Annotated in this window: 23 protein-coding genes and 1 tRNA gene; 11 read left to right on the forward strand and 13 right to left on the reverse strand. The window is 72.1% G+C overall.

Going from position 1 to position 26273, the window contains the following annotated elements:
- Positions 1–93 precede the first annotated feature (93 nt).
- Both F0L46_RS09675 and F0L46_RS09680 read left to right on the forward strand, forming a co-directional pair.
- Entirely contained in the window at positions 94–402 is a 309-nt protein-coding gene (locus tag F0L46_RS09675; protein ID WP_149816953.1) for an integration host factor subunit alpha, read from the forward strand.
- 21 nt (positions 403–423) lie between these two features.
- Positions 424–966 (forward strand): MerR family transcriptional regulator, encoded by a 543-nt coding sequence (locus F0L46_RS09680; RefSeq protein WP_149816954.1) that lies wholly within the window; start codon positions 424–426, stop codon positions 964–966.
- Between the two features lie 6 nt (positions 967–972).
- On the opposite strand, the gene F0L46_RS09685 is transcribed toward F0L46_RS09680, so the two are convergent.
- The 3 genes from F0L46_RS09685 to F0L46_RS09695 form a co-directional block, all read right to left on the reverse strand.
- Positions 973–1293 carry a 2Fe-2S iron-sulfur cluster-binding protein gene (locus F0L46_RS09685; RefSeq protein ID WP_149816955.1) on the reverse strand — a complete coding sequence of 107 codons (321 nt, stop codon included), beginning with the start codon at positions 1291–1293 and terminating at the stop codon, positions 973–975.
- A gap of 91 nt (positions 1294–1384) precedes the next feature.
- Entirely contained in the window at positions 1385–1735 is a 351-nt protein-coding gene (locus F0L46_RS09690; protein WP_149816956.1) for an Hpt domain-containing protein, read from the reverse strand.
- The gene (locus F0L46_RS09695; protein WP_240539956.1) at positions 1732–3039 is read right to left on the reverse strand and encodes an HD-GYP domain-containing protein; all 1308 of its coding nucleotides are present in this window, start codon (positions 3037–3039) and stop codon (positions 1732–1734) included. The genes F0L46_RS09690 and F0L46_RS09695 overlap by 4 nt, the downstream gene beginning before the upstream one ends.
- Before the next feature lie 464 nt (positions 3040–3503).
- Here F0L46_RS09695 and F0L46_RS26105 point away from each other — a divergent pair, with 464 nt between their 5' ends.
- On the forward strand, positions 3504–9125 hold the full coding sequence (locus F0L46_RS26105) for an apolipoprotein A-IV repeat region-like domain-containing protein (RefSeq protein WP_188311907.1): 5622 nt from the start codon (positions 3504–3506) through the stop codon (positions 9123–9125).
- A 297-nt stretch (positions 9126–9422) separates the two neighbouring features.
- Here F0L46_RS26105 and F0L46_RS09730 read toward each other — a convergent pair whose 3' ends face one another.
- The 5 genes from F0L46_RS09730 to F0L46_RS09750 all read right to left on the reverse strand — a co-directional run bounded on the left by F0L46_RS09730 (position 9423) and on the right by F0L46_RS09750 (position 15315).
- Positions 9423–10043 (reverse strand): ABC-type transport auxiliary lipoprotein family protein, encoded by a 621-nt coding sequence (locus F0L46_RS09730; RefSeq protein WP_240539931.1) that lies wholly within the window; start codon positions 10041–10043, stop codon positions 9423–9425.
- Between the two features lie 112 nt (positions 10044–10155).
- Positions 10156–11787 (reverse strand): MlaD family protein, encoded by a 1632-nt coding sequence (locus F0L46_RS09735; protein WP_149816958.1) that lies wholly within the window; start codon positions 11785–11787, stop codon positions 10156–10158.
- 48 nt (positions 11788–11835) lie between these two features.
- Positions 11836–12639: an ABC transporter ATP-binding protein gene (locus F0L46_RS09740; protein ID WP_188311908.1), complete on the reverse strand. Its 804-nt coding sequence runs from the start codon at positions 12637–12639 to the stop codon at positions 11836–11838.
- Between the two features lie 168 nt (positions 12640–12807).
- Positions 12808–13881 (reverse strand): acyltransferase family protein, encoded by a 1074-nt coding sequence (locus F0L46_RS09745; protein ID WP_306461772.1) that lies wholly within the window; start codon positions 13879–13881, stop codon positions 12808–12810.
- A 288-nt stretch (positions 13882–14169) separates the two neighbouring features.
- Complete coding sequence (locus tag F0L46_RS09750) at positions 14170–15315, reverse strand: ABC transporter permease (protein WP_240539932.1); 1146 nt, start codon at positions 15313–15315, stop codon at positions 14170–14172.
- Between the two features lie 91 nt (positions 15316–15406).
- On the opposite strand from F0L46_RS09750, the gene dgcA reads away from it, so the two are divergent.
- Entirely contained in the window at positions 15407–16393 is a 987-nt protein-coding gene (dgcA, locus tag F0L46_RS09755) for an N-acetyl-D-Glu racemase DgcA (RefSeq protein ID WP_149816961.1), read from the forward strand.
- Here dgcA and F0L46_RS09760 read toward each other — a convergent pair.
- Positions 16363–17550 (reverse strand): MFS transporter, encoded by a 1188-nt coding sequence (locus tag F0L46_RS09760; RefSeq protein ID WP_149816962.1) that lies wholly within the window; start codon positions 17548–17550, stop codon positions 16363–16365. The genes dgcA and F0L46_RS09760 overlap by 31 nt on opposite strands.
- 131 nt (positions 17551–17681) lie before the next feature.
- Between F0L46_RS09760 and F0L46_RS09765 the strand changes: the two genes are divergently transcribed.
- Entirely contained in the window at positions 17682–18512 is an 831-nt protein-coding gene (locus F0L46_RS09765) for a hypothetical protein (RefSeq protein ID WP_149816963.1), read from the forward strand.
- Positions 18513–18728: 216 nt separating this feature from the next.
- On the opposite strand, the gene F0L46_RS09770 is transcribed toward F0L46_RS09765, so the two are convergent.
- A complete protein-coding gene (locus F0L46_RS09770) occupies positions 18729–19886 on the reverse strand; it encodes a M20 aminoacylase family protein (RefSeq protein WP_149816964.1) in 1158 nt (385 codons plus the stop codon).
- 183 nt (positions 19887–20069) lie between these two features.
- Here F0L46_RS09770 and F0L46_RS09775 point away from each other — a divergent pair, with 183 nt between their 5' ends.
- The 4 genes from F0L46_RS09775 (at position 20070) to F0L46_RS09790 (ending at position 22380) form a co-directional block, all read left to right on the forward strand.
- On the forward strand, positions 20070–20339 hold the full coding sequence (locus F0L46_RS09775; protein WP_149816965.1) for a zinc-finger domain-containing protein: 270 nt from the start codon (positions 20070–20072) through the stop codon (positions 20337–20339).
- Positions 20340–20342: 3 nt separating this feature from the next.
- Positions 20343–21518, forward strand: coding sequence for an FAD-dependent monooxygenase (locus tag F0L46_RS09780; protein WP_149816966.1), 1176 nt, complete (start codon positions 20343–20345; stop codon positions 21516–21518).
- A gap of 35 nt (positions 21519–21553) precedes the next feature.
- Positions 21554–21640: transfer RNA gene (locus tag F0L46_RS09785), tRNA-Leu, on the forward strand.
- Between the two features lie 50 nt (positions 21641–21690).
- Positions 21691–22380: a metallophosphoesterase family protein gene (locus F0L46_RS09790; RefSeq protein ID WP_188311909.1), complete on the forward strand. Its 690-nt coding sequence runs from the start codon at positions 21691–21693 to the stop codon at positions 22378–22380.
- Positions 22381–22540: 160 nt separating this feature from the next.
- Here the strand turns inward: F0L46_RS09790 and F0L46_RS09795 are convergent, their stop codons facing one another.
- Positions 22541–22828 carry a hypothetical protein gene (locus F0L46_RS09795; RefSeq protein ID WP_210247629.1) on the reverse strand — a complete coding sequence of 96 codons (288 nt, stop codon included), beginning with the start codon at positions 22826–22828 and terminating at the stop codon, positions 22541–22543.
- 293 nt (positions 22829–23121) lie between these two features.
- Here F0L46_RS09795 and F0L46_RS09800 point away from each other — a divergent pair, with 293 nt between their 5' ends.
- Positions 23122–23592 (forward strand): MgtC/SapB family protein, encoded by a 471-nt coding sequence (locus F0L46_RS09800; RefSeq protein WP_149816968.1) that lies wholly within the window; start codon positions 23122–23124, stop codon positions 23590–23592.
- A 107-nt stretch (positions 23593–23699) separates the two neighbouring features.
- Positions 23700–24296 carry a Spy/CpxP family protein refolding chaperone gene (locus F0L46_RS09805; protein ID WP_188311910.1) on the forward strand — a complete coding sequence of 199 codons (597 nt, stop codon included), beginning with the start codon at positions 23700–23702 and terminating at the stop codon, positions 24294–24296.
- Between the two features lie 85 nt (positions 24297–24381).
- Here the strand turns inward: F0L46_RS09805 and F0L46_RS09810 are convergent, their stop codons facing one another.
- On the reverse strand, positions 24382–24624 hold the full coding sequence (locus F0L46_RS09810) for a hypothetical protein (RefSeq protein WP_149816970.1): 243 nt from the start codon (positions 24622–24624) through the stop codon (positions 24382–24384).
- Between the two features lie 87 nt (positions 24625–24711).
- The gene (locus F0L46_RS09815) at positions 24712–26268 is read right to left on the reverse strand and encodes an AMP-binding protein (RefSeq protein WP_149816971.1); all 1557 of its coding nucleotides are present in this window, start codon (positions 26266–26268) and stop codon (positions 24712–24714) included.
- Positions 26269–26273: the final 5 nt, after the last annotated feature.

Genomic DNA, 26273 nt, shown 5'->3' on the forward strand with positions numbered 1-26273 from the left:
TTTTCCGGGGGATGCGCCTTGATTCTCGCATCCTGAGCGATTAGCGTGTTTTTTCAGATAGATAGCAAGCAACGAAACGGCTGGAGCTGACGGATGGCGGGGCGGACGGTGACGCGGGCGGACTTGAGCGAGGCCGTCTACCAACGGGTCGGGCTCTCCCGCACGGAATCCTCCGCCCTTGTCGAGGCCGTCCTGACCGAGATCTGCGACTGCCTCGTGCGCGGCGAGACGGTGAAGCTGTCCTCGTTCGGCTCCTTCGTCGTGAGGGACAAGGGCGAGCGCGTGGGCCGCAACCCGAAGACGGGCGTCGAGGTGCCGATCGAGCCCCGGCGCGTGATGGTGTTCAAGCCCTCGAACGTCCTCAAGGGCCGCATCAACGGCGAGACGGTCCAAGGCGACTGAGCCTGACCGGAAGGGGCGGGGATGGACAAGAGCCCGGATGCGTTCCGAACCATCAGCGAGGTGGCCGACGAGATCGACCTCCCGCAGCACGTGCTGCGCTTCTGGGAGACGCGGTTCGGCCAGATCCGCCCGCTCAAGCGCGCGGGCGGGCGGCGCTATTATCGGCCCGAGGACGTCGACCTCCTGCGCGGCATCCGCCACCTGCTCTACGGCGAGGGCTACACCATCAAGGGCGTGCAGCGCATCCTGAAGGCCGAGGGGATCCGCTTCGTCCAGGCCGTGGGCCGGGGGGAGCAGGCGGTGGGGCCGGAGCCGCGCCAGCCTGGCGACGAGGGCGACGACGCGCCCGAGCCCGTCCCGCCGCAGCGCGACGCGGCGCCCGCGCGGGCCGAGCCCGACGAGCCCCTGCCGCGCGACATGCTCGGCGCCCTCGCGCTCTCGGCCAACGAGGTGGACCGCCTGCGCGACGCCCTCGACGACCTCGTGGAATGCGAGCGCCTCCTCGCTGGGCTGCGGGCGGACGCCGCGGGCGCCGACCCGACCGCCGACCTGGACGAGCCCTGAGGCCCCTCAGCCCTGCTTGGCGGGGGTGGTGACCGTCAGCCCGTCGAGGGTCTCCTTGACCCGGATCTGGCACGACAGGCGCGAGGTGGGGCGCACGTCGAAGGCGAAATCGAGCATGTCCTCCTCCATCGGCTCGGGCTCGCCGGCCGCCTCGCGCCAGGCCTCGTCCACGTAGACGTGGCAGGTCGCGCAGGCGCAGGCGCCGCCGCATTCCGCGTCGATGCCCGGCACGCCGTTGCGGATCGCCGTCTCCATCACGGTCGAGCCCACCTCGCCCTCCACGGTGCGGGCGGTGCCCCCGGCATCGACGAACGTGATCTTCACCATGCACGACACTCCTGCAAACGCTGGATCCCGACCGGAGATGGCGCGGATCCGCCCGCTGTCTAGAGCATTTCGGGGCGTGGTGGATAGAGGCTCAGGCGGCGTGGGTCGAGCGCCGCGCCTCGACGGCGGCGAGCGTCGGGGCCAGCGCCGCCGCGAAATCCCGCAGGACCGCGATGTGCTCGGGGTTCGGCGACCCGTCGGCGAGGCTCGTCTCGGCGCGCTCCAGCACGGCGGCGAGGCGTCCCGCCCCGATGGCGCGGGCCGCGCCCTTGAGGGTGTGGGCGCCCTCGCGCCGCTCCTGGGCGGGAGCGTCGGAGGCGAGCAGGGGCGCGAGGCGCCGGCACTGGTCCTTGAACAGGTCGAGGACCTCCGCCTCCAGGTCGGCGTCGCCGAAGGTGGCCTGCGCGAGGTGGGCGAGATCGAGGGCGGGTTCGCTGGTCATGTGGGGGACCCGGTGGCGTGGTCGAACGAGTCGAAGGCGGCGACCGCCTCGCGAAGGGCGGCGAGGCAGGCCGGATCGAAGGCGGTGCCGGCGTCGCGTTCCATGATGGCGAAGGCCTGCTCCGGCGGCATGGCGGCCCGGTAGGGCCGCTCGGCGGTGAGCGCGTCGAAGACGTCCGCCACCGAGACGATTCGGGTCTCGAGATCGATGGCCTCGCCCTTGAGCCCGCTCGGGTAGCCGCGGCCGTCCAGGCGCTCGTGATGGCCCGCCGCCACCCGGGCCATCCCGGCGAAGGCGTCGATGCGGGACAGGATCGCCGCGCCCGCGCCCGGATGAGTGCGCATCTGCGCCCATTCGGCGTCGTCGAGGGGGCCCGCCTTGTCGAGCACCTGGTTCGAGACGCCGAGCTTGCCGATGTCGTGCAGGAGCGCGGCCCGGCGCAGCCAGCGCCGGCGCTCGGGCGAGAGGCCGAGGCGGTCGGCCGTCATCACGGCAAAGAGCGCGACCCGCTGGCTGTGGCCGTGGGTGAAGGGGCTCTTCGCGTCGACGACCTGCGCGAAGGCGGCGGCGATGTCGTCGAGATAGCCGTCGTCGAGTGCGACGCGGCGCTGCCCCGGCTCCAGGTCGAAGAGGGCTGCCTCCAGATCGGGCGAGGTCAGGCCCGTCCAGAACCCCCGGTCGAGGGAGATGCGCACGAAGGCGTCGACGAGGGCCGGGTCGAACCAGATGCCGCGCCGCCGGCGCAGCTCGGCCACCGCGCCCGCTTCCCCGGCGCTGGTGTGGAACACGTCGACGACCTGGGCCAGCAGCGCGATGCGGGCGAACAGCGAGATCGCCTCGCCGCGTAGCCCCAAGGGCTTGCCGCCCCCGTCCCAGTGCTCGTCGAGATCGCGGATGCCTGACGCCACCGCCTCGGAGAAGCGCATCCGGCGGGCGATGTCGGCCCCGCGCTGGCAGCGGGTCTCGATGAGGTCCCGGGCGATCTCGCCGCCGTTCTGGACGATGGCGACGATGGCCCGCACGCGCTCGGCGAAGCCCGCCTTGAGGCCCGTATGCGAGAGGACGAAGCGCAAAGCCTGGGGCAGCCCGTCGCCCACCAGCTTGAAATCGTGCTTGAAGCCGCGATCGTCCGCCAGGTACAGCGCGCAGATGCGCGCGGCGTTCGAGCTGCAGCCGAGATCCTTCAGCAGCAGGGCGTAATAGAGGTCGCCGAGCTCGGCGGCCCTCAGCCCGATGGCCTGCCCGATATGAAGCCCGATCCAGCAGCAGCGCAGGCCGTGGCCGGGCGACTGGCCCTCGGTCATGTCGAGGGCGTGGCTGAGCGCGCCCAGGACCTCCGCGAGGCGCACGTCTCCGGGCACCCGGGCCGGGCGCGGGGGTTCACGGCTGGTGAGGAGGACCGCCACGCTCATCCGGCCACGCTGCCCGCCAACCCTTAAAAGCCCGCTAAGAGCCCCCGGCGCGCGGGCGCCCGAAACGGGGCGCCATCCCCAGCCCGCCGCAGGCCTCAAGAGCTTGGCGGCGCGAGGTTTTCGGGGTGCCGGCACCCTGCCGTTAACGAAAACCCGAGGACGGGGGCGGGCTCGGGTTTCAAAAGAGGGGGGTGGGGACTACACTCGATTGGTAAATCATGCGTAAACCATTCCGCTCGGCGGCCGCAGGAGGCGGACGCCGGACGGCGTGGCGGACGGTGCCTGATGGGGCTGCGCAAAGCGCGCGGCGCCGCCGGGGCCGGCCTGCGTGGGTAGCGTCATCGGGGCGGCGGTCAATGGCAGTTGAAAAGAAGCTCAAGGATCCGACGGAAGCGGCGCTGTCGGCGATCGAGCAGGCGCTCAATCTCGACCCCGCGGCCGGAGCCCCCGCCGTTCCGCCGCGCGACGAGGCGAGCCCCCGCCTCCCCGAGGTGAAGGAGGGCGAGCTCACCCCGCCGCCCGGCCCGCGCCTGGAGCGGCCTTCCAACGCCCCCGAGCTTCCCCCCGTCGACCGCGACCCCCCGCGCCCGACCTTCGTGGCGCCCGACCGCACGGCGGTGGCGAACGACGACCGCCAGGCCGTCGGCCTGATGATCCAGGCCCTCCAGACGCGCGCCTCCCGCCGTCCGCTCCTCCTCGCGGCGCTCGGCGCCATCGCCTGGATCGCGGCGTTCGGCGGCTACGGGGCGTCCCGCATCGGCATCGACAACGTCCTGACCGCGCTGACCCCGCTCCAGCTCCTTGCCGCGGGCGCGATCCTGCTCGCCCCGCCGCTCCTGTTCGTGGTCGCGGGCCTCGTGCTCATGCGGACCCAGGAGATGCGGGTCGTGGCCCGCGCCATGGGCGAGGTGGTGCTGCGGCTCGCCCAGCCCGAGACGCTCTCGACCGACGCCGTGCTGACCGTGTCGCAGGCCGTGCGCCGCGAGGTGGCGGCGGTGAACGACGGCGTCGAGCGGGCGCTCGCCCGGGCGGGGGAGCTCGAGACCCTCGTGCGGGGCGAGATCTCGACCCTGGAGCGCGCCTATTCGGACAACGAGATCCGCATCCGCTCCCTCGTCGACGAGCTCGTGGCCCAGCGCGAGGCCATCGTCACCCATGCCGAGCGCGCCCGCACGGCCATCGTGGGCTCGCACCAGACCCTCACCCAGGATCTCGACACCGCGGCGCAGCGCATCGTGCAGGCCGTGACCAACACGGGCGAGCGGGTGAGCGAGGCCCTGGAGACCCGGGGCGAGCAGATCACGGCGGCCCTCGACCTCACGGGCGAGCGGGTCGTGGACCACGTGACGAGCCGGGGCAACCAGCTCGTGGAGCGCCTGAGCGGCGCGGCGGAGGAGATCCGCGCCGGCATCGCCGACGTGGGCGGCGCCCTCAACGCCTCGCTGGAGGGCAAGGCCCGCGAGATCGCGGGCTCGCTGGAGCAGGCGGGCTCCCTCGTCACCCGCGGCCTCGACGACGGTGCTGCCCGCATCACCCAGGCGCTCGGCGAGACGGGCACCGGGGTCGTGCAGGCCCTCGCCAAGCGCGGCGCCGAGGTGCGCGACGCCTTGGAGCGGACGGCGCAGAGCCTCGAGGAGAGCTTCGCGGCGCGCGGGACGGAGCTCAACGAGCGCCTCGCCCTCACCGGCCGGGAGATCTCGGAGGAGATCGCGGGCCGGGGCGAGGCGGCGCGGGCCGGCATCGTCGAGGTCACGACGGGGCTCGGCGAGGAGATCCTGGCGCGGGGCAACGAGGTCCGCGAGGGCATCCAGGCCGCCGCGGGCGGCGTCGCGGGCGAGATCGCGGCCCGGGGCGACGAGGTGCGCGAGCAGCTCAATCGCGCCGCCGGCGCGCTCCTCGACGAGTTCATGGCCCGCAGCATGGAGCTGCACGAGCAGTTCTCGACGGCCGGCACCCGGGCCGGCGAGGAGATCACCCTGCGCGGCGCCTCGGTGCGCGAGGAGCTCGGCACGGCGCTCACCGCCCTCGTCACGGAGTTCCTGGCCCGCAGCGGCGAGCTGCGCGAGGGCTTCAACGCGGCAGGCCTTCAGGTGAGCCAGCAGATCCTGGAGCGCGGCAACGAGGTGCGCGAGGCGTTCGAGCGCAGCGCGCGCGCCTTCGACGAGAGCCTCGCCGAGCGCGGCGACGCGGTGGCGGGCCGTCTCGATGGCGTCGCGGTCCGCATCGAGGAGGCGATCGACGTCCGGGGCCAGAGCCTGGAGACGAACCTCGCCGCCATCGGCGAGCGGGTCTCGACGCTGCTCGACACCCGGGCCGGTGAGGTCACGGCGGCCCTGGAGCAGGCGACGCAGGCCGTCGCGGGCGAGCTTGCCACGCATACCGGCGACATCGAGACCCGGCTTGCGGGCACCGGCCGCGACATCGTGCTCGCCATCGCCAACCAGGGCGCGCGCATCAACGAGGTTCTCGGGCGCACGGGCCAGACGCTCGCCACGAGCGTGGAGGAGCGCGGGCGCGACCTCGATTCCATGCTCGGCCAGCGCCTCACGGCCCTGGAGGAGACCATCGTCCAGCGCGGCGGCGAGCTCGTGACGCGCTTCACCGACGACCTCGGCACGCTCACGACCACCGTCGAGGGCCGGCTGGAGGACATGGACCGGCTCATCAACGTCCATGGCCGCGAGCTCGCCGACACCCTCGGCGCCCGCACCCGCGAGGCCGCCGACGTGATCGAGTCGCAGATCGGCGCCCTGGAGGAGCGGGCCGCCAAGCGCGGGCAGGAGCTCACCGCCACCTTCGACACCCTGGTCGGCCGCATCGACCAGCAGCTCGGCGCCCGTGCAACGGCCCTCAACGAGACCCTCATCGTCCGCACCGGCGAGATGGCCCGGGTGCTCGCCGACGGCGGCCGCGAGGTCGCCCAGTCCCTCGACGCCCGCGCCGACGAGATCGGCCAGCTCGTGGCGGCGCGCAGCTCCGCGCTCACCGAAGCCCTCGCGGCCCACGCCGACGAGATCAACCGCACGCTCGGCGGCCGCGCCGAGGAGATCGCCGCCACCCTCGACGAGCGGGTGATCCGCTTCGAGGACCGGGTGGTGAACCGCCTGGAATCGGTCGCCTACACCCTCGACGAGCGCGGCCGCGTCATCGACGAGACCGTGGGGCGGCGCGTCTCGCAGGTCACGGACCTGCTCGACCAGGGCACGCAATCCCTCGGCCGCCTCCTCGACGAGCGCGGCGAGCGGATCGTCGCCACGCTGGGCAACCGCGTCAACGAGGTCGCCGACCTCCTCGACGCCGGCACATCCACCTTCGCCGACCTCGTCAACCGCCGGGGCGACGAGCTCGTCAGCGCGCTCGGCGCCCGGGTCACCGAGATGTCGACCCTCGTGGACCGCAGCGGCGACGCCATGGCCGAGGTGCTCGACGAGCGCGGCGGCCGCCTCGCCGAGGCCATGGAGGAGCGCATCTCGCGCCTGTCCGGGCTCATCGACGAGGGCGGCGATCGCCTCACCCGGATCCTGGAGCAGCGCGGCGACTCCATCGTCGTCGACCTCGACGGCCGGATCGGGCGGCTCAACGGCGTCCTGGAGGAGGGGGCCTCGAGCCTCGCCTCCACCTTCGACCAGCGCGGCGAGATTTTCGTCGACGCCGTGGAGGACCGGGTGCGCCGGGTCTCCGAGGTGCTCGACCGGGGCGGCGAGATCCTGACGGGCGCCCTCGACCGGCGCGGCGAGGCTCTTCTCGTCACGCTCCAGGGCCGCATCGGCCAGATCGCGACCCTGTTCGACCAGGGCGCCTCGACGCTTGCCTCCACCCTCGACCAGCGCGGCGACGCGCTCGTGGGCGGCCTGGAGCAGCGCGCCTCGCGGATCACGGGCCTGTTCGAGGAGCACAGCGAGACCTTCGCTGCCCTGCTCGACGAGCGCAGCGAGGCGCTCGCCACCCTCATCGACCGGCGCGGCCATGCGGTGGTCGGGGCGCTCGGGCATCGCGTCGCCGAGGTGGACGCGATCTTCCGCGACCAGGGCGCGGCGCTCGTGGAGGCGCTGGGCTCGCGCGGCGAGGCGATCACCCGCGAGGTGGCCGCCATCGGCGACGGCGTGATCCAGGGGCTGGAGAGCCGCGGCGGCGCCGTCATCGAGGCGTTCCGCGAGAGCACGGGCGAGATCGCGGCCACCTACGAGGCCTCGACGGAGCGCCTGCGCAGCGCAATCGACGAGGGCGCGGGCCGCACCGTGGCGGCGCTCGCCGCCGCCAACGACCGCCTGCGCAACGAGCTCGGCTCGATCCTCGGGCGCGTCCAGGAGGCCAACCGCGTCCTGGAGACCGTGGCGGGCCGGGCCGGCAACGAGCTCGGCGGCGTCGCCCAGTCGCTTGCCGAGCGCGTGGGCCAGGTCGAGGCGCTGGTGGTCGGCATCGCGGACCAGACCGGGGACGCGGCCGATCACATCGGCCGCCAGGTCGAGGCCCTGCGCCTGGCCTCCGACGGAGCCCTGCGCGAGGCCGCCGACCTCGTCCAGGCGCTCGACCAGCGGGGGCGGGCGCTCGCGGCGAGCACCAACGACCAGATCGACGCGCTCACCGACGCGGCCGCCACCCTGGAGCGGGTCGAGGGCCGCATGGGCGACGCGCTCGCCGAGCGCAACGCCGCCCTGCAAACGCTCATCACCCGCATCGAGGAGCGCTCGGGCGACGTGGAGGGGCTGACCCGCGCCTTCGCGCAGCGCCTGGAGGAGAGCCTGCGCGGCGCCGAGACCCGCGCGCGCCAGATCGGGCACCTACTGGCGACGGGCACCCAGGCCGCCGCGGAGGCGATCGGCACGCAGTTCGAGCGGATCCGCACCAGCACCGACGACGAGCGCGATCGCACCAGCGCCGCCGTCCGCGAGGCCTATGAGAGCGTCGCGGCGGAGATGAACGAGGCGTTGGGGGGCGCGACGACCCGCTTCCGCGACGCAGCCGAGGAGCTGCGCACCCTCACGGCCCAGATCCAGCGCGAGATGGAGACCACCCGCTCCGAGCTGCGCCGGGGCTTCACGGCGCTGCCGCAGGAGACCGAGGCCGCGACCGCCGACATGCGCCGTGTGGTCTCCGAGCAGATCCGGGCGCTCAACGACCTCACCGAGCTCGTGTCGCGCTCCGCCCGCGCGGTGGACGCGGTGCCGGCACGGGCGGTCGCGAACGGCGCGCCCGCCGCGCCGCCCGCGCCTCCGCCGGCCGAGGCCCGCGCGGCGGCCATGCGCTACCCCGACCCGGTGATGCCGGCGGCCCGCTACCAGCAGCCGCCCGCGCCCGAGCGGGCAGCGCCTCCGCCTGAGCGGCAAGCCCCCGCACCGGAGCGGCAGGCTCCCGCGCCTGAGCGGCAAGCCTCTGCGCCCGAGCGGCCCGCTCCCGCGCCTGAGCGGTCCAAGCCCGCGGCGGAGCGGCCGAAGCCTGCGCCCGAGCGCCCCGCTCCGGCACCCGAGCGGACCGCCGCGCGTCGCGAGACGCCCGCGCCCCAGCCCGCCCCGGCCACCGGCAACCGCAACGGCTGGCTCTCCGACCTCCTCACCCGCGCCTCGCAGGAGGAGCCGGCAGCCAAGCCCCGCGAGCCGCGCCGCGAGGCGCCGCCCGAGCGGAGCCGGGCCAACACCCTGGACTCGCTCAACTCCATCTCGGGCGACATCGCCCGCATGGTGGACCACGACGCGGCGTCCGAGATGTGGGACCTCTACCGGCGCGGCGAGCCCAACGTGTTCTCCCGGCGGCTCTACACGCTCCAGGGCCAGCAGACCTTCGAGGAGATCCGCCGCAAGTACCGCCGCGACGCGGATTTCAAGCAGACCGTCGACCGCTACGTGGACGAGTTCGAGCGCCTCCTCGCCGAGGTCTCCCGCGACGACCGGGACAACATGCTGGCCAAGACCTACCTCATCTCCGAGACGGGCAAGGTCTACACCATGCTGGCCCACGCGAGCGGCCGCCTGGACGGGTGATGCGAGGGACGGGGAGCGCCGGCTCGGGGCTCCCCGTCAAGGCTTGCCGGCAAGGAAGATCGGAGCCGCTTCGCGGCATCTGAATCCTGGATCCGGGATCGGCGCCTCGCTACGCGAGGCTTGTCCGGGAAAGTGATCGAGGGTGGCAGAAAGGTTATCCAGGGCCTCCAACGCCACTGTCCCGGACACGAGGAGCGAAGCGTCAGCGGAGCGGATCGCAGATCCGGGACCCAGCGCAAGAAGCGCCGCGAAAGCGGCTCACCATGGCCGCACGTGCCGCATCTCGCGGCTGACGTGTCAGGGCTGCGCGACGGGGGCGGTGGCGTCCACGGTGGCCGGCATGTCGCCGCCCGTTCCGGCCCAGCGCACGATGTCGAGGAGGACCCGGTTGAGGGCCTGGTCGAGGGCGCGCGCCGCGTTGGCCGGGTCGATCGCCGCCACGGGAACCCGGGCCGAGAAGATGCGGGAGGCGACCACGCGGCCCGTGGCCTCGCTCACGGCCTTCGCCGAGATCTCGACGGCGGCCTCGCCCCGACCCGCCTCGATCTGGAAGGCGCGAAGCTCGGTGTTGAGCTGGAAATCCACCTTCACCCGGTCGCCCGGCCGGCTGACCCGGCCGAGGCGGGAGGCGTTCTCGAAGGCCTGGATGATGCGGGCCTGGACGAGGGCGGGTAATTGGTCGGCCCATTGCGAGGCCGGCAGGAAGCTCACGCCCCGCTCGCCGTCCCGCACCAGGATGCGGTCCGTGGACAGGATCTGGACGGCGCTGGGGGCGGTGACCAGGAGATTGCCGGGGATGCGCGTGGTGCGCACCCGCTCGGTGGGCGCCGTGAGGTCGAACGTCGCCGGCGCGGCCCCGCCGCCGCACGCGGCAAGGCTCAGGGCCACGAGACCCATGGCCGCCCACCGCGTCGTCACCCTTGCCCCCGTACTCACGCTAGACCGTGCCTCTGGCTGATCCACCCTGTCTAGGTGGTCGCGTCAGGGCGCGTCAACGACATGGCTGCAACAGGTGCCGCCGAAACGGTGCTCAGCGCCGGCCATTGTACTCGGGCACGCTCGCCTTGCCGCCGAAGATCACCTGCTGCGGGTTGCGCTCCAGGGAGCGCGCGGTGCGGCTCAGGTCGTTGAGGGTGCGCCGCCCGTCGGTGGCCAGGGCCTCGAACTCCCGCAGGGCCGGCCCGGTGACCCGGTTGATGCCCGCCGTAATCTCGGCGGTGCGCTTGTCGAGGTTGTCGGCGAGCACGCGCACGGACTTCGCCGCCTCGCGGATGTCCTGGAACATGCCCTCGCCCCCGGCGCCGCTCGCCGAGCCGAGGAAGCCCTCGGCGGCCTTGAGGACGCCGTCGAGCCGGTCGGCGGAGCGGTTTAGCTTGTCCGTGAGGCTCGCGGCGTTCTTGACCGTCCGCTCCGCGTCGCCGCTCGATTCGCCGAGGGCCTGGGTGAAGCGCTCGGTGTTGGCGAGGACGCGGTTGATGCGGTCGCCGTCGATGGCGGTGGCGAGCTTGCCGGCCTGGTCGAGGAGGCGGGTCAGGCTCTCCCGGTTGGCCGCGAGCGTCTGGCTGAAGCCCTCGACGTTGGTGAGCGTCGAGGCGAGCTTCGTGGGGTCGATCGCCTTGACCACCCCGGAGACCTCGGCGAGCGCGGCGTCGATCCGCGTCGTGGTGTCCGTGAGGCGCCGCGACAGGACCGCGACGTCGCCGAGGATCTGGTTCACGTTGCCCCGGTTGTCGGCGAGCGTCTTGCTGAAGTCCTGGACGTTGGCGATCGTCTTGTTGATGGCGCCCGCGTCCACGGCCTTCACGAGGGTGCTCACGTCGGCGAGGGTCGTGTCGAGGCGGACCGAGGTCTCGTTGAGGCGCTGGGTGAGCTGCGCGGCGCTCGTCAGCACGGTCGTGACGTTGTCGCGGTTGTCGGCGAGCGCCCGCGTGAAGCCCTCGACATTGTCGATGACCTTGGCGACCCGCGCGGGCTCCACGGCCTCCACGACGCGGTTCACGTTGGTCGAGAGGGTCTCCAGGCGCTCGGCGAGCGGGCCGATGCGCTCGGCCGCCTGGCCCACCTGGGCGAGGAAGCGGTCCATGCCGGGGGCGTTGTCGGAGAGTGCCTTGGAGAAGCGCTCCACGTTCTGGATTGTGCGGTTCACGCCCTCGGCGTTGCCCGCCACCACGCCGTCGACGCGGGTCAGCACCTCGTCGGCGCGGCGAGCGATATTGCGGGCGGTCTCGATGAGATCCTGGAAGTCCGAGCGCTCGGCGGCGATTTGGGGCAGGCTCGACCCGGGCGGCGGCTCGAGGGGCGGCGCGCCGGCGGCGCCGCCGGTGAGCGCGACCTGCGCCACGCCCGTGAGGCCCTGGTATTCCAGGCGGGCGCGGGTGTCGGCCCGCACGGGCACGTTGCGGTCGATGTCGACGCGGGCCACGACCTTGCGCGGATCGTCGGGCATCAGCGACACGTCCGTCACCTCGCCGATGCGGATGCCGTTGAAGGTGACGGCCGAGCCGCGGGACATTCCCGAGACGGAGCCCTCGAAGACGATGCGGTAGCCGACGCGTCCGCCGCTCCGGTCGTTGCCGGAGAACCAGAAGACGAACAGGAAGGCGGCGGCCACGACCGCAAGGGTGAAGGCGCCGATCAGCGCGTAGTTGGCGCGGGTTTCCATCGTGGTCTCGTGTGTCCCCTGCGGGTTCCAGGCCCGCGCTCGGCGTCGTCAGGCCCCGGTCTGAAGAACGGCCCGGGCCCGCTTCCCGTTGAAATACATCCGTAGCCAGGGATGATCGGACGCCATCATGGTATCGATCGACCCGGCGGCGATGATATGGCCCTCGCCCAGGGCCGCCACCCGGTCGCAGACCGTGTGAATGCTGTCGAGGTCATGGGTTACCATGAAAACCGTGAGCCCCAAAGTGCGCTGAAGCGTCGAGATCAGGTCGTCGAAGTCGCCCGCGCCGATGGGGTCGAGGCCCGACGTGGGCTCGTCGAGGAAGAGGATCTCGGGATCGAGGGCAAGGGCACGGGCCAGGGAGGCCCGCTTGATCATGCCGCCCGAGAGCTCGGAGGGGAACTTGTCGGCGGCGTCGGGCTTGAGGCCCACCATCTCGATCTTGAGCCGGGCGAGTTCGTCGAGGAGGCGCTCGGAGAGCTTCAGGTGCTCGCGCATGGGCACCTGGACGTTCTGCTTCACGGTGAGCGACGAGAACAGCGCGCCCTGCTGGAACAGCACGCCCCAGCGCCGCTCCACCGCCCGGCGGGAGCCCGCCGAGAGGTCGTCCAGGTCCTCGCCGAACACCTCGATGGTGCCCGCCCGCTTGCGGACGAGGCCGAGGATCGTGCGGGTGAGCACCGACTTGCCCTGGCCCGAGGCGCCGACGAAGCCCAGGATCTCGCCGCGATACACGTCGAGGTCGAGCCCCTTCATGATCGTCTTCTCGCCGAAAGCCACCTCCAGCCCGCGCACGCGGATGATCGCCTCACGGTCGCCTGGGAGAGGGTAGGGGGCGTGGGACTGGAGCATGGGCGGCACTTTAATGGGGTGCGCGGGCCGCCGCCACAAGGTTTCGGGGCCATGCGGCGCCGCCGATCCCCGACCGCGCGAAGCGCCATCCTGTCCCGCCGTGTCGCCCGATGGTCCTCAAATCGTGCGGTCAGGCAGCCGGAGGACGTCCGGCTGCCTGACCCGGCATCACGAGAGCGTCGGCTGGCGGATCTCCCGGAACATCCTCGCATTCAGATCGCCGATGAGCGCCAGCAGCTTCCTCTCCAGGACCAGGAAGATGATCAGGCCCGTGGCGGCGCCTCCGGTCACGGCAAGCGTCGAACCCAGGATGTGAGCGGCGATGCCCATGTCGTGGGCGAGATGCTTGAACACGGCCCAGACCGCCCCGACGGCGAACATGTGGAAGATGTAGATGGAATAGGAGGCATCCCCCAGCACGTGCAGCACATGCCATTTGGGAAGGCGATCGGAGATCTCCAGCTTCATCAACGCGACGACGATGCACGCGCTTCCCAGGCTCATCGTCACGTGGAGGCCGAGGCTGTCCTTGAAGGGGACGAAGGCGAAGAAGACCGCCGTGATGACGACCGACGCCAGGGACACGAGAACGGTTCCGGCTTTGCCCATGCCCGACAAAGCGCCCCGGCGATTGGCTTCGCCGATGATGACGCCGAAGACGAACCCCATGAGGCTCGGGCTGGTATAGTAGGTCCAGAAGGGGTTATCGATCGACGTCACGCTTCCGAGCAGGATGAGGCCCGCGAAGATGGTCGTCACGGCGACCGTGCGCTGCGCGCTGCTCAGGAAGCAGAGGGCGGAGAAGACGAGATAGAAGAACATCTCGAAATTGAGGGACCAGCCCAGCTTGAGAACCGGGTGCTTCTCGTCGGGAAGAAACAGGAGCGACCGCGCAACGCGATCGAGCTCGGCCGAGGCGGTCTTGAAGATCGATGCGTCGAACAGCACGACGAAGACGATCATGATCGTCGCCGCCCAATAGAGCGGAGCGACCCTGAGCCACCGCCGGACCAGGAACTTCATGGGTTGGAATGACCCCGAGCCTGTGCTCGTGACGATGATGAAGCCGCTCACGACGAAGAATATGTCCACCGCAAAGCGGCCTATCTTGCCGACGAGCTCGGGCTCCACCTTCAAGGGGTGCCCGATCCCGTGACAGAGCACGACCATCAATGCGGCGATGCCGCGCAGATATTGGATCGACCTGTAGTTCGCGCGGCGCGCTGTCTCGGATGAGCTGATTTGGCGTTATTCGTGTGGCATGGGAACCTACATTCAATTTTAATAATTAGGTATCCCACGGTTCCCGGGACCACAACGTCCGGCTGAATTCATGGTAAATATATGCGTATACGACAGATGACGGTCCCGCTCTGCTAGGAGGTCGCTACGGAAGCACCCGCCTTGTGCGGGCCGTCGCATGTCGCGTCGCGTGCCCAGCCGCAGAACGAGAGAGATGCACCTTGGCGCGGCGTGGTACGGCGCGCGGGCCCCGCGCGTGAGGGCCCGCGCGCCGTCGGAGGCTCTGGATCAGTACCGGATGGCGGCGAAGAACATCGCGAAGATGCCGTCGAGGACGATCACCATGAAGATCGCCTTCACGACGGAGGCCGTGACGTGGCGGCCGAGCGACTCGGCGGAGCCCTGGACCGCGAGGCCTTCCATGGTGGCGATGAGGCCGATGACGAGGGCCATGAAGGGGGCCTTGATGAAGCCCACCATGAAGGTGTTGAAGCCGATGCTCGTGCGCAGCCGCGCGAGGTACACGTCGGGGCTGATGTCGCCGTAGAGCCAGGCCACCACGCCGCCGCCCGCGAGCGCCGCCATGGCCGAGAGGAAGCTCAGGAGCGGCAGGGCGACGACCAGGGCGAGGATGCGGGGCACGATGAGCACCTCGACGGGGTCGAGGCCCATGACCCGGAGCGCGTCGATCTCCTCGCGCATGCGCATGGAGCCGATCTCCGCCGTGAAGGCGGACCCTGAGCGGCCCGCCACCATGATGGAGGTGAGGAGCACGGCGAGCTCGCGCATCACGAGGATGCCGACGAGGTTCACCACGAAGGGCGCCGCGCCGAAGCGCTGGAGCTGGAACAGGCCCTGCTGGGCCACGATGCAGCCCACCAGGAACGAGATCAGCACGATGATCGGCACGCCGCGAAACGCGATGTGCTCCAGGTGGTAGACGAGCGAGGTGATGCGAAAGCGCGCCGGCTTCGTGGCGACCCGCAGGAGGGCTGCCACGAACTCGCCCATGAAGCTGATGCCGCTGGCGAGGTCCCGGCCGGCGCCGACCACCGTCCCGCCCACCTCCGCCAGGAAGTCGATCGCGCGGGAGCGCCGGACGGGAACGCTCTCCTGGAAGCCCCGGAACGCGACCTCGTCGAGGAGGATGCGGTGCTCGGCGCGGGCGTTCACGAAGTCGGCGGCAAGCCCCCGGGTGCCGAGCTCGTGGCGGGTGCGGTCGAGCACCCAGGCGCCCAGCGTGTCGAGGCGCTCCACCCGGGCGAGATCGAGCAGGACGAGGCGTTCGCCCACGACCGCGTCCGCCACCTCGGCCATGCGGGCCTCGACGCCCGGCGCCTGGTCGGCGGTCCAGCGGCCCGAGAGGACGACGCGCGCGCCCGTCCCGTCATGGTCGAGGACGGCCTGGGGCTCTGGGCTCGGGGCGCTCGGCACGATCGGGGGCCTTGGAAAAGCGGTTCCGATCGGTGATAGCGTGCCCCGGGCCGCCGAGTCGAGCGCGCCTTGGAGAAACGAGGGACCACGCATGGCGCTGAGGCTCAACGTGTCGGTGGAGCGCTTTCCCATCGCGGGACGGTTCGTGATCTCGCGGGGCGCCCGCACCGAGGCCGTGGTCGTCACCGCGACCATCGAGGAGGCGGGCGCCGCCGGGCGGGGCGAGTGCGTGCCCTATCCGCGCTACGGCGAGACCGTCGAGGGCGTGGCGGCCGACATCGAGCGCATGCGCGCCGCGATCGAGGGCGGGCTCGATCGGGCGGCCCTGCAGGACGCCATGCCGGCGGGCGCCGCCCGCAACGCCCTCGACTGCGCGCTGTGGGACCTCGACGCCAAGCGGGCCGGGGTGCCGGCCATGACGCTGGCCGGCATCGACCGCCTGCGCCCCGTCACCACCGCCTACACGATCAGCCTCGGGACGCCCGAGGAGATGGCGGAGGCCGCCGCCAAGGCCGCCGGCCGGCCGATCCTGAAGATCAAGCTCGGCGGCCCGGAGGGCGACCTGGAGCGCATCCGCGCCGTGCGCGACGCCGCTCCCGACGCGACCCTGATCGCGGACGCCAACGAGGGCTGGGTGGCCGAGCGGCTGCAATCGCACCTGCGGGCCTGTGCCGACGCGGGCTTCGCCCTCGTCGAGCAGCCCCTGCCCGCGAAGGCCGACGACGCGCTGGCGGGCATCGAGCGCCCGGTGCCCGTCTGCGCCGACGAGAGCGCCCACGACCGGCGCAACCTCGACCGGATCGCGGGCCTCTACGACGCCATCAACGTGAAGCTCGACAAGACCGGGGGCCTCACCGAGGCCCTGGCGCTCACCGAGGCGGCGCAGGCACGGGGGCTCACCGTGATGGTGGGCTGCATGCTCGCGACCTCGCTCGCCATGGCGCCGGCCATGCTGCTGACGCCCAAGGCGCGTTTCGTCGACCTCGACGGGCCGCTGCTGCTCGCCCGCGACCGGGAGAACGGGCTCACCTTCGAGGGCAGCGTCGTTCACCCGCCCTCGGCCACCCTCTGGGGCTGAGACGCCGCCCGCATGGCAAGCAAGACGAGGCCGAGGCCCAGGAGCGCCAGCGGCGCCATGGCGGCGAAGGCGAGCGGCCCGCCCCAGCGGTAGAGCCCGCCCGAGGCCACCATGGCGAGACCCGTGGCGAGCGCCTGCCCGGCGCTGTAGACACCCTGCGCCGCGCCGCGCGCGCCCGGCGGCGAGAGGGCGGTGAGGGCCGCCATGGCCCCCAGATGCGTGGCGCCGAAGGTCAGCGCGTGCAGGGCCTGCAGGCAGGCCGTGGCGGCGAGCCCCGGATCGGTGGCGAGCACCCCGAAGCGGAACGCCGCCGCCCCGGCGCCGAGGCCCACGAGCCTCAGGCCCTTCACGCCGCCGCTCACCATGCGCCCGAGCCCGATGAAGAGCGCGATCTCCGCCACGACGCCGATCGACCACAGGACGCCGATCACCGGGCCGGAGAAGCCCAGCGAGCGCCAGTGGATGCTGCCGAAGCCGTAGACCGCCGCGTGGCTCGCCTGGACGCAGGCGCAGGCCGCGATCGCGAGCGCCAGGGGGCGGGGCAGATCGAAGCGCAGGCCCAGCACCCGCCGCCGCCCCTCGAGCGCCGGCGTGTCGCGCACAAGGGCGGCCCGGTGGGAGACCAGCATCGCCAGGAGGCCCAGGCCGATGATCGTCCACAGGATTCCGTCGGGGGGCAGCAGGGCCAGGACGTAGCCGCCGGCGATGCTCGTGGCCAGGAAGGTGATCGAGCCCCAGACCCGGATCCGCCCGTAGTTCAGGGACGGATCGGCCCGCACCGCGTCCGTGGTGAGAAGGTCGCCCGTCGGGACGATCGGCGCCTGGGCGACCGCGACGGCCGCGACGAGGAGCGCGATGACGAGGGGGCTTTCGGCTCCGAGCATCACGATATAGCCCAGAGCCGCGCCCACCTGGCCGAGGACGAGGAGGCGGCGCGCGCCGGTCGGGCTGTCGGCGAGGCTCATGAGGGGCGCCGTCACGAGGACGCGCACCACCGTCGGGATCGCGAGCAGCACCCCGATGGCGCCCGCGCCCAGGCCCCGGCTCTCCATCCATACGGGCAGGAAGGGCATCGACACGCCGATCGCGGCGAAGGCCGCCCCGTGCAGGGCGGCGAGGCGAAAGGCGGGGTTGGACAGGATTCGTTGACGGGGCATTCACCAGTGCCATGACGGAAGGCAGCCGAGGCGGCGGCGTCAATCGACCTTAAAGGACTTGCAGTCCACACCTACTCGCCGACACTGGTCTCTTTACGAGATTCGAGCCTCGGGCGCGACGGGCGGACCACATGAGCGAGTCGAAGGCGCTGACGCCGATCAGCGATGCGGATTACGAGGCGATCGAGTTCGCGGTCATGGAGACCGCGCGCGGTCGCTGGTTCCTGAAGGAATACGCCCAGCGCAACCGCACCGCCGACACCCAGATGCTGCTCGCCGCCATCGAGCGGCTCGAGGGCGTGGTGACGAGCGAGCGCCAGACCCAGTCCATGGACCGGCTGCGCTTCGATCTCGTCGAGATGGCGAAGGCCATCACCCGGACGAAGACCGAGATCGCCTCGATCCGTCCCTCCGATCACGCCCAGACCGACCTCGTCGTCGCCTCCGAGGCGCTGGACGGGATCGTGCGCACCACCGAGCGCGCCACCTCCGAGATCCTGGAGGCGGCCGAGCACGTGCAGGAGGCCGCCTGGACCCTGCGCGAGGAGGGGGCCCACGAGGGGCTGTGCGACGAGCTCGACCGCCGCGCCACCGAGATCTACACGGCCTGCGCCTTCCAGGACCTCACGGCGCAGCGGGTGACGAAGATCGTCCATACCCTGCGCTTCCTGGAGGGACGCCTCAACGCGATGATCGACATCTGGGGCACCCCCGACGGGGAGGAGGCCTCCCCCGCCGACGCCCGCCCGGGCCTCTCGCGGGACCTCGGCACGACCGAGTCCCTGACCCAGACCGACGTGGATTGCGTGATCCTCGACGCCGAGGAGGCCACAGCTCCGGCGCCCGACAGCGACGTCGCCTTCGCCGAGCCCGAGGAGGCCGTGCTCATCGGCCCCAACCCCGACGCCTTCGCCGACATCGACGCCCTCGACACCGCCGAGAAGCTGCGCCGGTTCACCTGAGAGCCGGCGCGGGAGGGGGCGCGTTCCCCCTTCACCCCTCGTCCCCCGCCTTCGCGGGGGCAGGCTCTGAGGTGGCCGCCGGAGGCGGGCCTCGAAGGGCGCTCCAGGGATCGCCAAGGCTGTTGGAACGCGATGCGTGCTTCGAGGGCGGGCTTCGCAGGGCACCTCAGCATGAGGGCGGTGGGGACCCTTGTTCCGGCCTAGGCTCCTAACCCCTCACGCCGCCGACCGCATCTCCACGAGCCGCGCGAGCAGCGCCGCGCCCAAGGGCAGGACCTCGTCGTTGAAGTCGTAGGCCGGGTTGTGAAGGCCCGCGCCCCGGCCCATCCCGATCCAGGCATAGGCGCCCGGCACCCCGCGCAGCATGTCGGCGAAGTCCTCGCTGCCCATCTGGGCGGCGGGCGCGGGATCGAGGGCGTCAGGCCCGAACAGATCCCGGGCGGCGGCCCTCATCGCGTCGACCGCCGCCGGATTGTTGTCGAGCACCGTGAAGATGTCGCGGATCTCCACCTCGGCCGTGACGCCGTGGGCCCGCGCGATCCCCTGCGCGATCTCCCGCAACCGGGTGCGGGTCAGGTCGCGCACGCCGTCGTCGAAGGTGCGCACCGTGCCGGCGAGGTGGGCGCCGTCGGGGATCACGTTGTAGGCCGCGCCCGCGTGGACCTGCGTCACGGAGACCACCGCCGCCGCGAGCGGATCGACCGTGCGGCTCACGATGGACTGGAGCGCCTGGCCCAGGGCGAAGGCCGCCACCACGGGATCGGCGCTGCGGTGCGGGTAGGCGCCGTGCGAGCCCCGGCCCCGCAGGCGGATGTCGAAGAAGTCGGCGCCCGCCATGGCCGGGCCCGGCCGCACCGACACGGCGCCGAAGGGCAGGTCGGGTGCGTTGTGGAGGCCGTAGATCTCGTCGCAGGGGAAGCGCTCGAGCAGTCCGTCGGCGAGCATGGCGCGGGCGCCGCCCAAACCCTCCTCGGCGGGCTGGAACACGAAGATCGCGGTGCCCTCGAAGGCGCGGGTCTCGGCGAGGTAGCGCGCGGCGCCGAGCAGCATGGTGGTGTGCCCGTCATGGCCGCAGGCATGCATCGTGCCCGGAACCGTGGAGGCATGGGCCAGGCCGGTGGTCTCGTGGATCGGCAGGGCGTCCATGTCGGCCCGCAGCCCGATGCGCCGGGCGTTCCCGCCCCCGCGCAGCACGCCCACCACCCCCGTGCCGCCGATCCCGCGATGGACCTCGACGCCCCAAGCTTCCAGGCGCTCGGCCACGATCCCCGCCGTGCGCTCCTCCTCGAAGCCGATCTCGGGATGGGCGTGGAGGTCGCGGCGGATGGCCGTGAGCTCGGGATGGTAGGCGCGGATGCGGTCGAGGGGGCTCATGGGCGGGCTCTCAGGGCGTCCGTGAGAGGGGAGGGCATCGGCCGGGCGGCGTCAAGGGCATGCCTTGCGGAGCCCAGGCCTGCATGCTGCGCTCCCCCTTGCCGCAGCGCAGCAAGAGAGGCTTTCACCGCACCCGCTTCCCCCCTATGGTGCGCGCCGAATCCGACACGGAAACCAGAAACGATGGCCACCGGCACCATTCCCCATTTCCACAACAGCCCCGGCGTCCAGGTCATTTACGTGGGCTCGAAGGAGTTCATGTGCATCGGGGCGCTGCCGCCTCTCGATCACCCGCATTCCTTCCTCGACATGGGCTCCGACGCCGACATCGTCTGCCCCTATTGCTCGACGCTGTTTCGCTACAAGGGGAGCCTCGGCGAGGGCGGGGCGGAGCCGAAGGAGTGCCTCTATCACGAGCGCGCCGACAAGGCGCCCGGCGACAACCTGCGCTGACCGGTGACCGACGCCGTCGTCGTGGGGGCCGGCATCGCCGGCCTCGTCACGGCCCTCTGCCTGTCGCGCATCGGGATCCCGACCACCCTCGTCGAGCGCCGCACGGGCTTCACGGAGGTGGGGGCGGGGCTCCAGCTCTCCCCCAACGCAAGCCGCATCCTCATCGATCTGGGCCTCGGCGCCCCGCTGCGCCGGGTCGGGTTCGAGCCCGAGCGCGTGGTGGTGCGCCGGGCGGGGTCGGGCCGGGAGATCGGGGGCGTGGCGCTGGGCCCGTTCATGCGCGAGCGCTTCGGCGCGCCCTACCTCGTGGTCCAGCGCATCGACCTGCAGACCCTTCTCCTCGACGCGGTGCGGGCCCAGCCCAACATCCGGCTCCTCGTCGGGCGCGCCGTGGAGGGGGTGACCGCCGAGCCGAAGCCCACCGCGCGGCTTCGCACCGCGGCCGGCGCCCTCGAGGAGATCGACGCGGACCTGATCGTCGGCGCCGACGGCGTGCGCTCGCGCCTGCGCGCGGCTTTGGGCGATGACCGCGAGCCGGCCTTCAAGGGCTACGTCGCCTGGCGGGCCACGATCCCCCGGGAGGCTGCGCCCCGGGAGCTTGCGGGCAACGAGACCGGCCTATGGCTGGGCCCCGGCGGGCACGTGGTGCACTACCCGATCGCGGGCGGGCGCCTTCTCAACATCGTGGCTGTGGAGCGGCGGCGCGAGCCGGTGGAGGGCTGGTCGGCGCCGGGCGATCCGGCGGTGATCCAGGCGCTCCACGCCCGCTCGGCCGAGCCCCTGCGCCGGCTCCTCGCGCAAGCTCCGGACTGGCTCCTGTGGTCCCTTCTCGACTTGCCCGCGAAGGCGATGAGCCGGGGGGCGCTGGCGCTCGTGGGCGACGCGGCCCATCCGGTCCTGCCGTTCCTGGCGCAGGGGGCGGCGCTCGCCATCGAGGACGCGGCGGCGCTGGCGGGCTTCCTGCGGGCGGGCGAGACCGTCGAGGGCGCGCTGAAGGCCTATGCGGCGGCGCGCCTCCCACGGGCCCGGCGCGTCCAGGGCGCGGCCCGGCGCAACGGCGGGATCTACCACGCCCGGGCGCCCGTCGCCTTCGCCCGCGACCTCGTCATGGGCCGCCGCAGCCCCGAGGCGATGACCGAAGCCTATGCCTGGCTCTATGGCTGGGGCCCCGCCGCTTGATCCCCGAGGGCTCCCGGGTTACCGCTGCGCCTTGAGCGGACGTGGCGAAATCGGTAGACGCAAGAGACTTAAAATCTCTCGGGCTCACGCCCGTGCGGGTTCGAGCCCCGCCGTCCGCACCAAATCCGGCAGGACGCCCCCGGCCGCGTCGAGCCCGCCGCACGAGGCCATCGTGAAGCTCCTCATCCTGTCGGACATCCACGCCAACCACGATGCTCTGAGGGCCGTGCCGGAGGACTACGACGAGCTGTGGGTGCTCGGCGATCTCGTGAATTACGGCCCCGAACCCGCCGAGGCTGTCGCCTGGGTGCGGGCGCGAGCCTCCCTCGTGGTGCAGGGCAACCACGACCATGCCGTCGCGCACGACGACGACACCACCTGGAGCCCGCGCTATCGCGCCCTGTCCGAGGCGACGCGCCGCTACACCTCCTCGGTTCTGAGCACGGCTGACAAGGCCTATCTCGGCAGCCTGCCCGAGCGCGCAGAGGCGGAGCGGGAGGGCACCACCTTCCACCTCCTCCACGGCACGCCCGCCGACCCGCTTCGCGGCCGATGGCCGGCGGACGAGACCGCCTGGGCGGCGCTACTCGCCGGGATCGAGGCGGACGTCCTCCTGTGCGGCCACAGTCACGTCCCGATGCTGAAGCAGGTCGGCGGCAAGGTCGTGCTCAACCCCGGCAGCGTCGGGCAGCCCCGGAACGGGCGCGCGGGCGGGAGCTACGCCGTCTGGCAGGACGGCACCTTCACGCTGAGAGCGTTCGAATACCCGGTGGAGGACACGATCGGCAAGATCGACGCGCTTCCCTTAAAGCTCGAAACGAGGGCGGAGCTGGCCGCGATCCTTCGGACCGGCACGGTCTAGGCGTCGACCCGGTGGGGCGGACGCTAACCGGGCGTCCTTCGAATCTCGGCCTCACCACGTCGCGAGACCCACCGGTGCCACGGCTCCGGTGGGCCGCGTGGGTCACGCGCCCGCCCCGGTGCCCACACCGGGCTCGCGGGTGCCACTCGCCCCAGGAGGGCTACAGGGGCGCGTCGACGACCTGGATGTTCATGGTCACCGTCCCGGTCGCCTCCCGGCCGGTCGACGCGTGGATCCACGACAGCACGAAGGTCAGGGTGTCGGTTCCGGCGACCTTCGAGCGGTAGTCTATGGAATAGCGACCCGAAGGAGCCGCCTCGCCGAGCCGCGGCTTCTGGACGATCTGGATCGGCTTGTGCATGGCGCCGAGGCCGACGAGCGAGATGCGGCAGAAGTCCGGCGCTCTGGTGGCGCCGGGAATGATCGGCCGCGGGACGGTGCTCTTCACGACCCTCCAGGTGTGGGTTGAAGAGCAGCCCTCGCACACCATGATGCGGTCATGCCGACAGAACGTCTGCGCACTTGCCGCCTGGACGCCCGCGAGGAGGAACGCCCCCGCCACCACGAATCGCATCGTACAACCTCAAGCCACAAGCCGCGGCTAAGCTTACGGTGCGTCAACCAGGATGTCTAGCGTGGGTTGTGATCATGATCGTCGCTCGAACCTCGTCGGACGGCTCGCTGCAACGACATCCCACCTCGCTCGTTACGGCTATTCCATCCGGTAGATATGGGCCTCGAATGGACGAGCTTACGGGTCTTCTCGGGACGCTTCGCATCGTCCCGCACGCCGCCGCCCTGGCGCTCGCCTATCTCCTGGCCTTTCCGATCGGGTGGGACCGGGAGCGGGAGGAGCGCAGCGCGGGCTTGCGGACCTTTCCTCTGGTCGCGGTCGCGAGCTGCGGGTTCGTGCAGGCGACCGAGAGCCTGACATCGGGCTCGCCCGAGGCCCAGGCGCGGATCGTGGAGGGGCTGATCACCGGCATCGGCTTCATCGGCGGCGGTGCGATCATCAAGCATGGCGGCGCCGTCCAGGGCACGGCGACGGCGGCGGGCTTGTGGAGCACGGGCGCGATCGGGGTCGCGGTGGGGCTCGGCAGCTACGACGTGGCCGTGGTGATCACGGCCTTCACGCTCTTCACCTTTCGCGGCCTCTCGCCCCTCAAGCACCAGAAGCAGCCGGACGACGAGATCGGCCCGCCGGCCGGCTGAGCGCCGGCATCGGGCCGGAAGGTGACGAAAAATTCATGCGGCCTCCATGGCGCGGTGATCCGCGCAAGGTGACGCTGCCGCGATCCGATCCCTTGAGGAGACCGCCGATGAGAGTGCTTGCAACCCTGACCGCCGCGTCCGCGCTCATCCTGGCGGGCGCCGCCTTCGCCCAGAGCCCGCCGCCCGCGCCGGGAGCGCCGCCGGCTTCGGGAGCGCCCCAGGACGGGAACGCCGCCCGGCCCGGCGACGCGGACGCGCGCGGGCAGCGGCCCCGCCTGTCCCGCGAGGACCGGGGCGCCCTGGTGGATGCCCGCATCGCGGGGATCCAGGCGGGGCTGAAGCTCACGCCCGAGCAGCAGCGCCTGTTCGGCCCCGTCGAGCAGGCCTTGCGCGCCCAGGCGCGCGAGCGGGCCGAGCGCATGGACGAGCGTCGCGGCGAGCGCGGCGCGCAGAGCCTCGACCTGATGCAGCGCCTCGACCGTCAGGCGGAGCGCACCAGGGAGCGGGCCGAGAGCGTCCAGGCCCTCGCCGGCGCCATGCGGCCGTTCTGGGCTTCCCTCAACGAGGACCAGAAGCGCCTCCTGCCGGTCCTCATGCGCGGGGGCGCCGGGCGGGGCCACGACCACCATGGCGGCCGCTACCGCCATGGCGGCATGCCCGACGGCATGCATCACGGGATGCCGATGGGACCTCGCCGGTCTTGAGAGGCCCGCTCACGACGAAAGCCCCGCCATGCGCTCGGCATGGCGGGGCTTTCCTTTCGCATCGACGGCGTAGGCTTCGGCCGGGTCAGCGCTCGTTGAACGCGCACCGCCCGTCCGCGGCCTTGAACTCCGGCGGATCGCACGGATTGAGGTCGCTCGGGCACCACGGGACGCATGCGTTGCGCTGGGTCTGGACCGCCACGGGCGGCCCGGCGCGGCGCTCGGCGATCACGCGCTCGGAGCCGGGGCGCCCATAGGCGACGCCCTGGGCCGAGGCGAAGGTGGCGGGGAGAAGGACGAACGCCGCAAGGGCGAGAGAGAGACGCATCGGGGGCTCCTCAGAAACTGCATCGCTTGAGGCTAACCTAGGGCGCCGAACCGATGTTCCGGAGTGCGGCCGGGCGCCGCGCGGCATTCAGAGAATCGGGCGCAGGCGCCGCGCCATCTCGACGGTCGCCGGATAGTCGATCTTGCCCGAGCCCAGCACCGGGATGCCCCCCACCACCAGCACGGTGCGGGGGATCCACAGCTCGGGAAAACCCTCGGCCTTGGCGTGAGCGATCAGCGCCTCCCGGTCGGCGCCGGCCTCGTCCGTCACGAGCATGAGCTGCTCGCCCTTGCGGGGATCGGGCAGGGCCACCACAACGTGGCTCGCCTCGGGCCACAGGGTCTGGGCCATGCCCTCCACGGCCGCGAAGGACACCATCTCGCCGCCGATCTTCGCGAAGCGCTTGGCGCGGCCCCGGATGGAGACGAAGCCGTCCTCCACCACCACGATGTCGCCCGTGTCGTGCCAGCCGTCCGGGGGCGGCTCGATGCCCTCAGGGGTCAGATAGCCCCTCATCACGTTGGCCCCGCGCACCACGAGGCGTCCGCCCTCGGCGATGCCCTCGACGGGGTCGAGGCGCCATTCGAGGCCGGGCAGGAAGCGCCCGACGCTCCCCGGGCGGCTCGCGGAGGGCAGGTTGCAGGCGATGACGGGGGCGCACTCCGTGGCGCCGTATCCTTCGAGGATCTCCGTGCCCCAGCGCGCCCAGAGCCGGCGCGTCTCGTCCTTCACCCGCTCGGCCCCGGCGATCACGTAGCGCACGGTGCCCAGATCGCCCTCCGCCGCGGCGCGGGCATAGCCCTGGAGGAAGGTGTCGGTGGCGAACAGGATCGTGGCTCCCGTGCCGCCCACGAGCTTCGGCACCTGGCGGTAGTGCAGGGGGCTCGGATAGAGCACCACCTTCATCCCGTGGAAGAGCCCCAGCAGCATCCCCGCCGTGAGGCCGAAGGAGTGGAAGGCGGGCAGGGGGTTGAACAGGGTGTCGGCGGGCGACAGGGCCCCGATGGCGTGCTGGGCGATCTGGCCCGCATTGGCCAGGATGTTGGCGTTGGAGAGCGCCACGGCCTTGGGCGCCCCCTCGGAGCCCGAGGTGAAGAGGATCACGCCGGGATCGTCGGGCGTCAGCCCCGAGCGCCGGGCGATCCCCCCGGCCCGCCAGCTCTCGGCGAGGCCGTAGAACTTGTCGAGGCTCGTGATGCCGGCCCGCACCTCCTCGAGATAGACCACCCGCCGCCCGGGCTCGATCGCCGCCACCACGTCCTCGAGCTTGCCCTGCTCGACGAAGCGCCGGGAGGTCACGATGGTCGCGACCCCTGCGATCTCGCAGGCGGCGCGCAGGGTCTTGGCGCCCGCCGTGAAGTTCAGCATGGCGGGGACGCGGCCGCGCGCGTTGAGCCCGAACAGCACCACCGGCAGCGCCTGGACGTTGGGCAGGAGCACGCCGACCCGCTCCCCCGGCCGCGTGAGGGCGGCGAGCTTGCGCCCGAGCACCAGGGCGCCGAGCACCAGGCGATCATAGGTGAGCGGCTGGCGCTCGGGATCCTCCAGGGCGACCTTTCGCCCGCCAAAGCGCGCGCGGGCGGCGAGGAGCGCCCCGAACAGCGTGGTGCGGGTGATCCCCTCGTCGAACGGTTCGCTGAACATGGACC

Origin of the sequence: Salinarimonas soli, assembly GCF_008386575.1 — a bacterium.
Classification (GTDB): domain Bacteria; phylum Pseudomonadota; class Alphaproteobacteria; order Rhizobiales; family Beijerinckiaceae; genus Salinarimonas_A; species Salinarimonas_A soli.

Bases quoted from the DNA above. Each gene is read 5' to 3' on its own strand.
- F0L46_RS09680 (WP_149816954.1), top strand. From the start codon at position 424: ATGGACAAGAGCCCGGATGCGTTCCGAACCATCAGCGAGGTGGCCGAC.
- F0L46_RS09740 (WP_188311908.1), bottom strand. From the start codon at position 12,639: ATGCTCCAGTCCCACGCCCCCTACCCTCTCCCAGGCGACCGTGAGGCG.
- F0L46_RS26105 (WP_188311907.1), top strand. From the start codon at position 3,504: ATGGCAGTTGAAAAGAAGCTCAAGGATCCGACGGAAGCGGCGCTGTCG.
- F0L46_RS09800 (WP_149816968.1), top strand. From the start codon at position 23,122: ATGGACGAGCTTACGGGTCTTCTCGGGACGCTTCGCATCGTCCCGCAC.
- F0L46_RS09815 (WP_149816971.1), bottom strand. From the start codon at position 26,268: ATGTTCAGCGAACCGTTCGACGAGGGGATCACCCGCACCACGCTGTTC.
- F0L46_RS09770 (WP_149816964.1), bottom strand. From the start codon at position 19,886: ATGAGCCCCCTCGACCGCATCCGCGCCTACCATCCCGAGCTCACGGCC.
- F0L46_RS09685 (WP_149816955.1), bottom strand. From the start codon at position 1,293: ATGGTGAAGATCACGTTCGTCGATGCCGGGGGCACCGCCCGCACCGTG.
- dgcA (WP_149816961.1), top strand. From the start codon at position 15,407: ATGGCGCTGAGGCTCAACGTGTCGGTGGAGCGCTTTCCCATCGCGGGA.
- F0L46_RS09695 (WP_240539956.1), bottom strand. From the start codon at position 3,039: ATGACCGAGGGCCAGTCGCCCGGCCACGGCCTGCGCTGCTGCTGGATC.
- F0L46_RS09775 (WP_149816965.1), top strand. From the start codon at position 20,070: ATGGCCACCGGCACCATTCCCCATTTCCACAACAGCCCCGGCGTCCAG.
- F0L46_RS09765 (WP_149816963.1), top strand. From the start codon at position 17,682: ATGAGCGAGTCGAAGGCGCTGACGCCGATCAGCGATGCGGATTACGAG.
- F0L46_RS09810 (WP_149816970.1), bottom strand. From the start codon at position 24,624: ATGCGTCTCTCTCTCGCCCTTGCGGCGTTCGTCCTTCTCCCCGCCACC.
- F0L46_RS09805 (WP_188311910.1), top strand. From the start codon at position 23,700: ATGAGAGTGCTTGCAACCCTGACCGCCGCGTCCGCGCTCATCCTGGCG.
- F0L46_RS09760 (WP_149816962.1), bottom strand. From the start codon at position 17,550: ATGCCCCGTCAACGAATCCTGTCCAACCCCGCCTTTCGCCTCGCCGCC.
- F0L46_RS09675 (WP_149816953.1), top strand. From the start codon at position 94: ATGGCGGGGCGGACGGTGACGCGGGCGGACTTGAGCGAGGCCGTCTAC.
- F0L46_RS09735 (WP_149816958.1), bottom strand. From the start codon at position 11,787: ATGGAAACCCGCGCCAACTACGCGCTGATCGGCGCCTTCACCCTTGCG.
- F0L46_RS09690 (WP_149816956.1), bottom strand. From the start codon at position 1,735: ATGACCAGCGAACCCGCCCTCGATCTCGCCCACCTCGCGCAGGCCACC.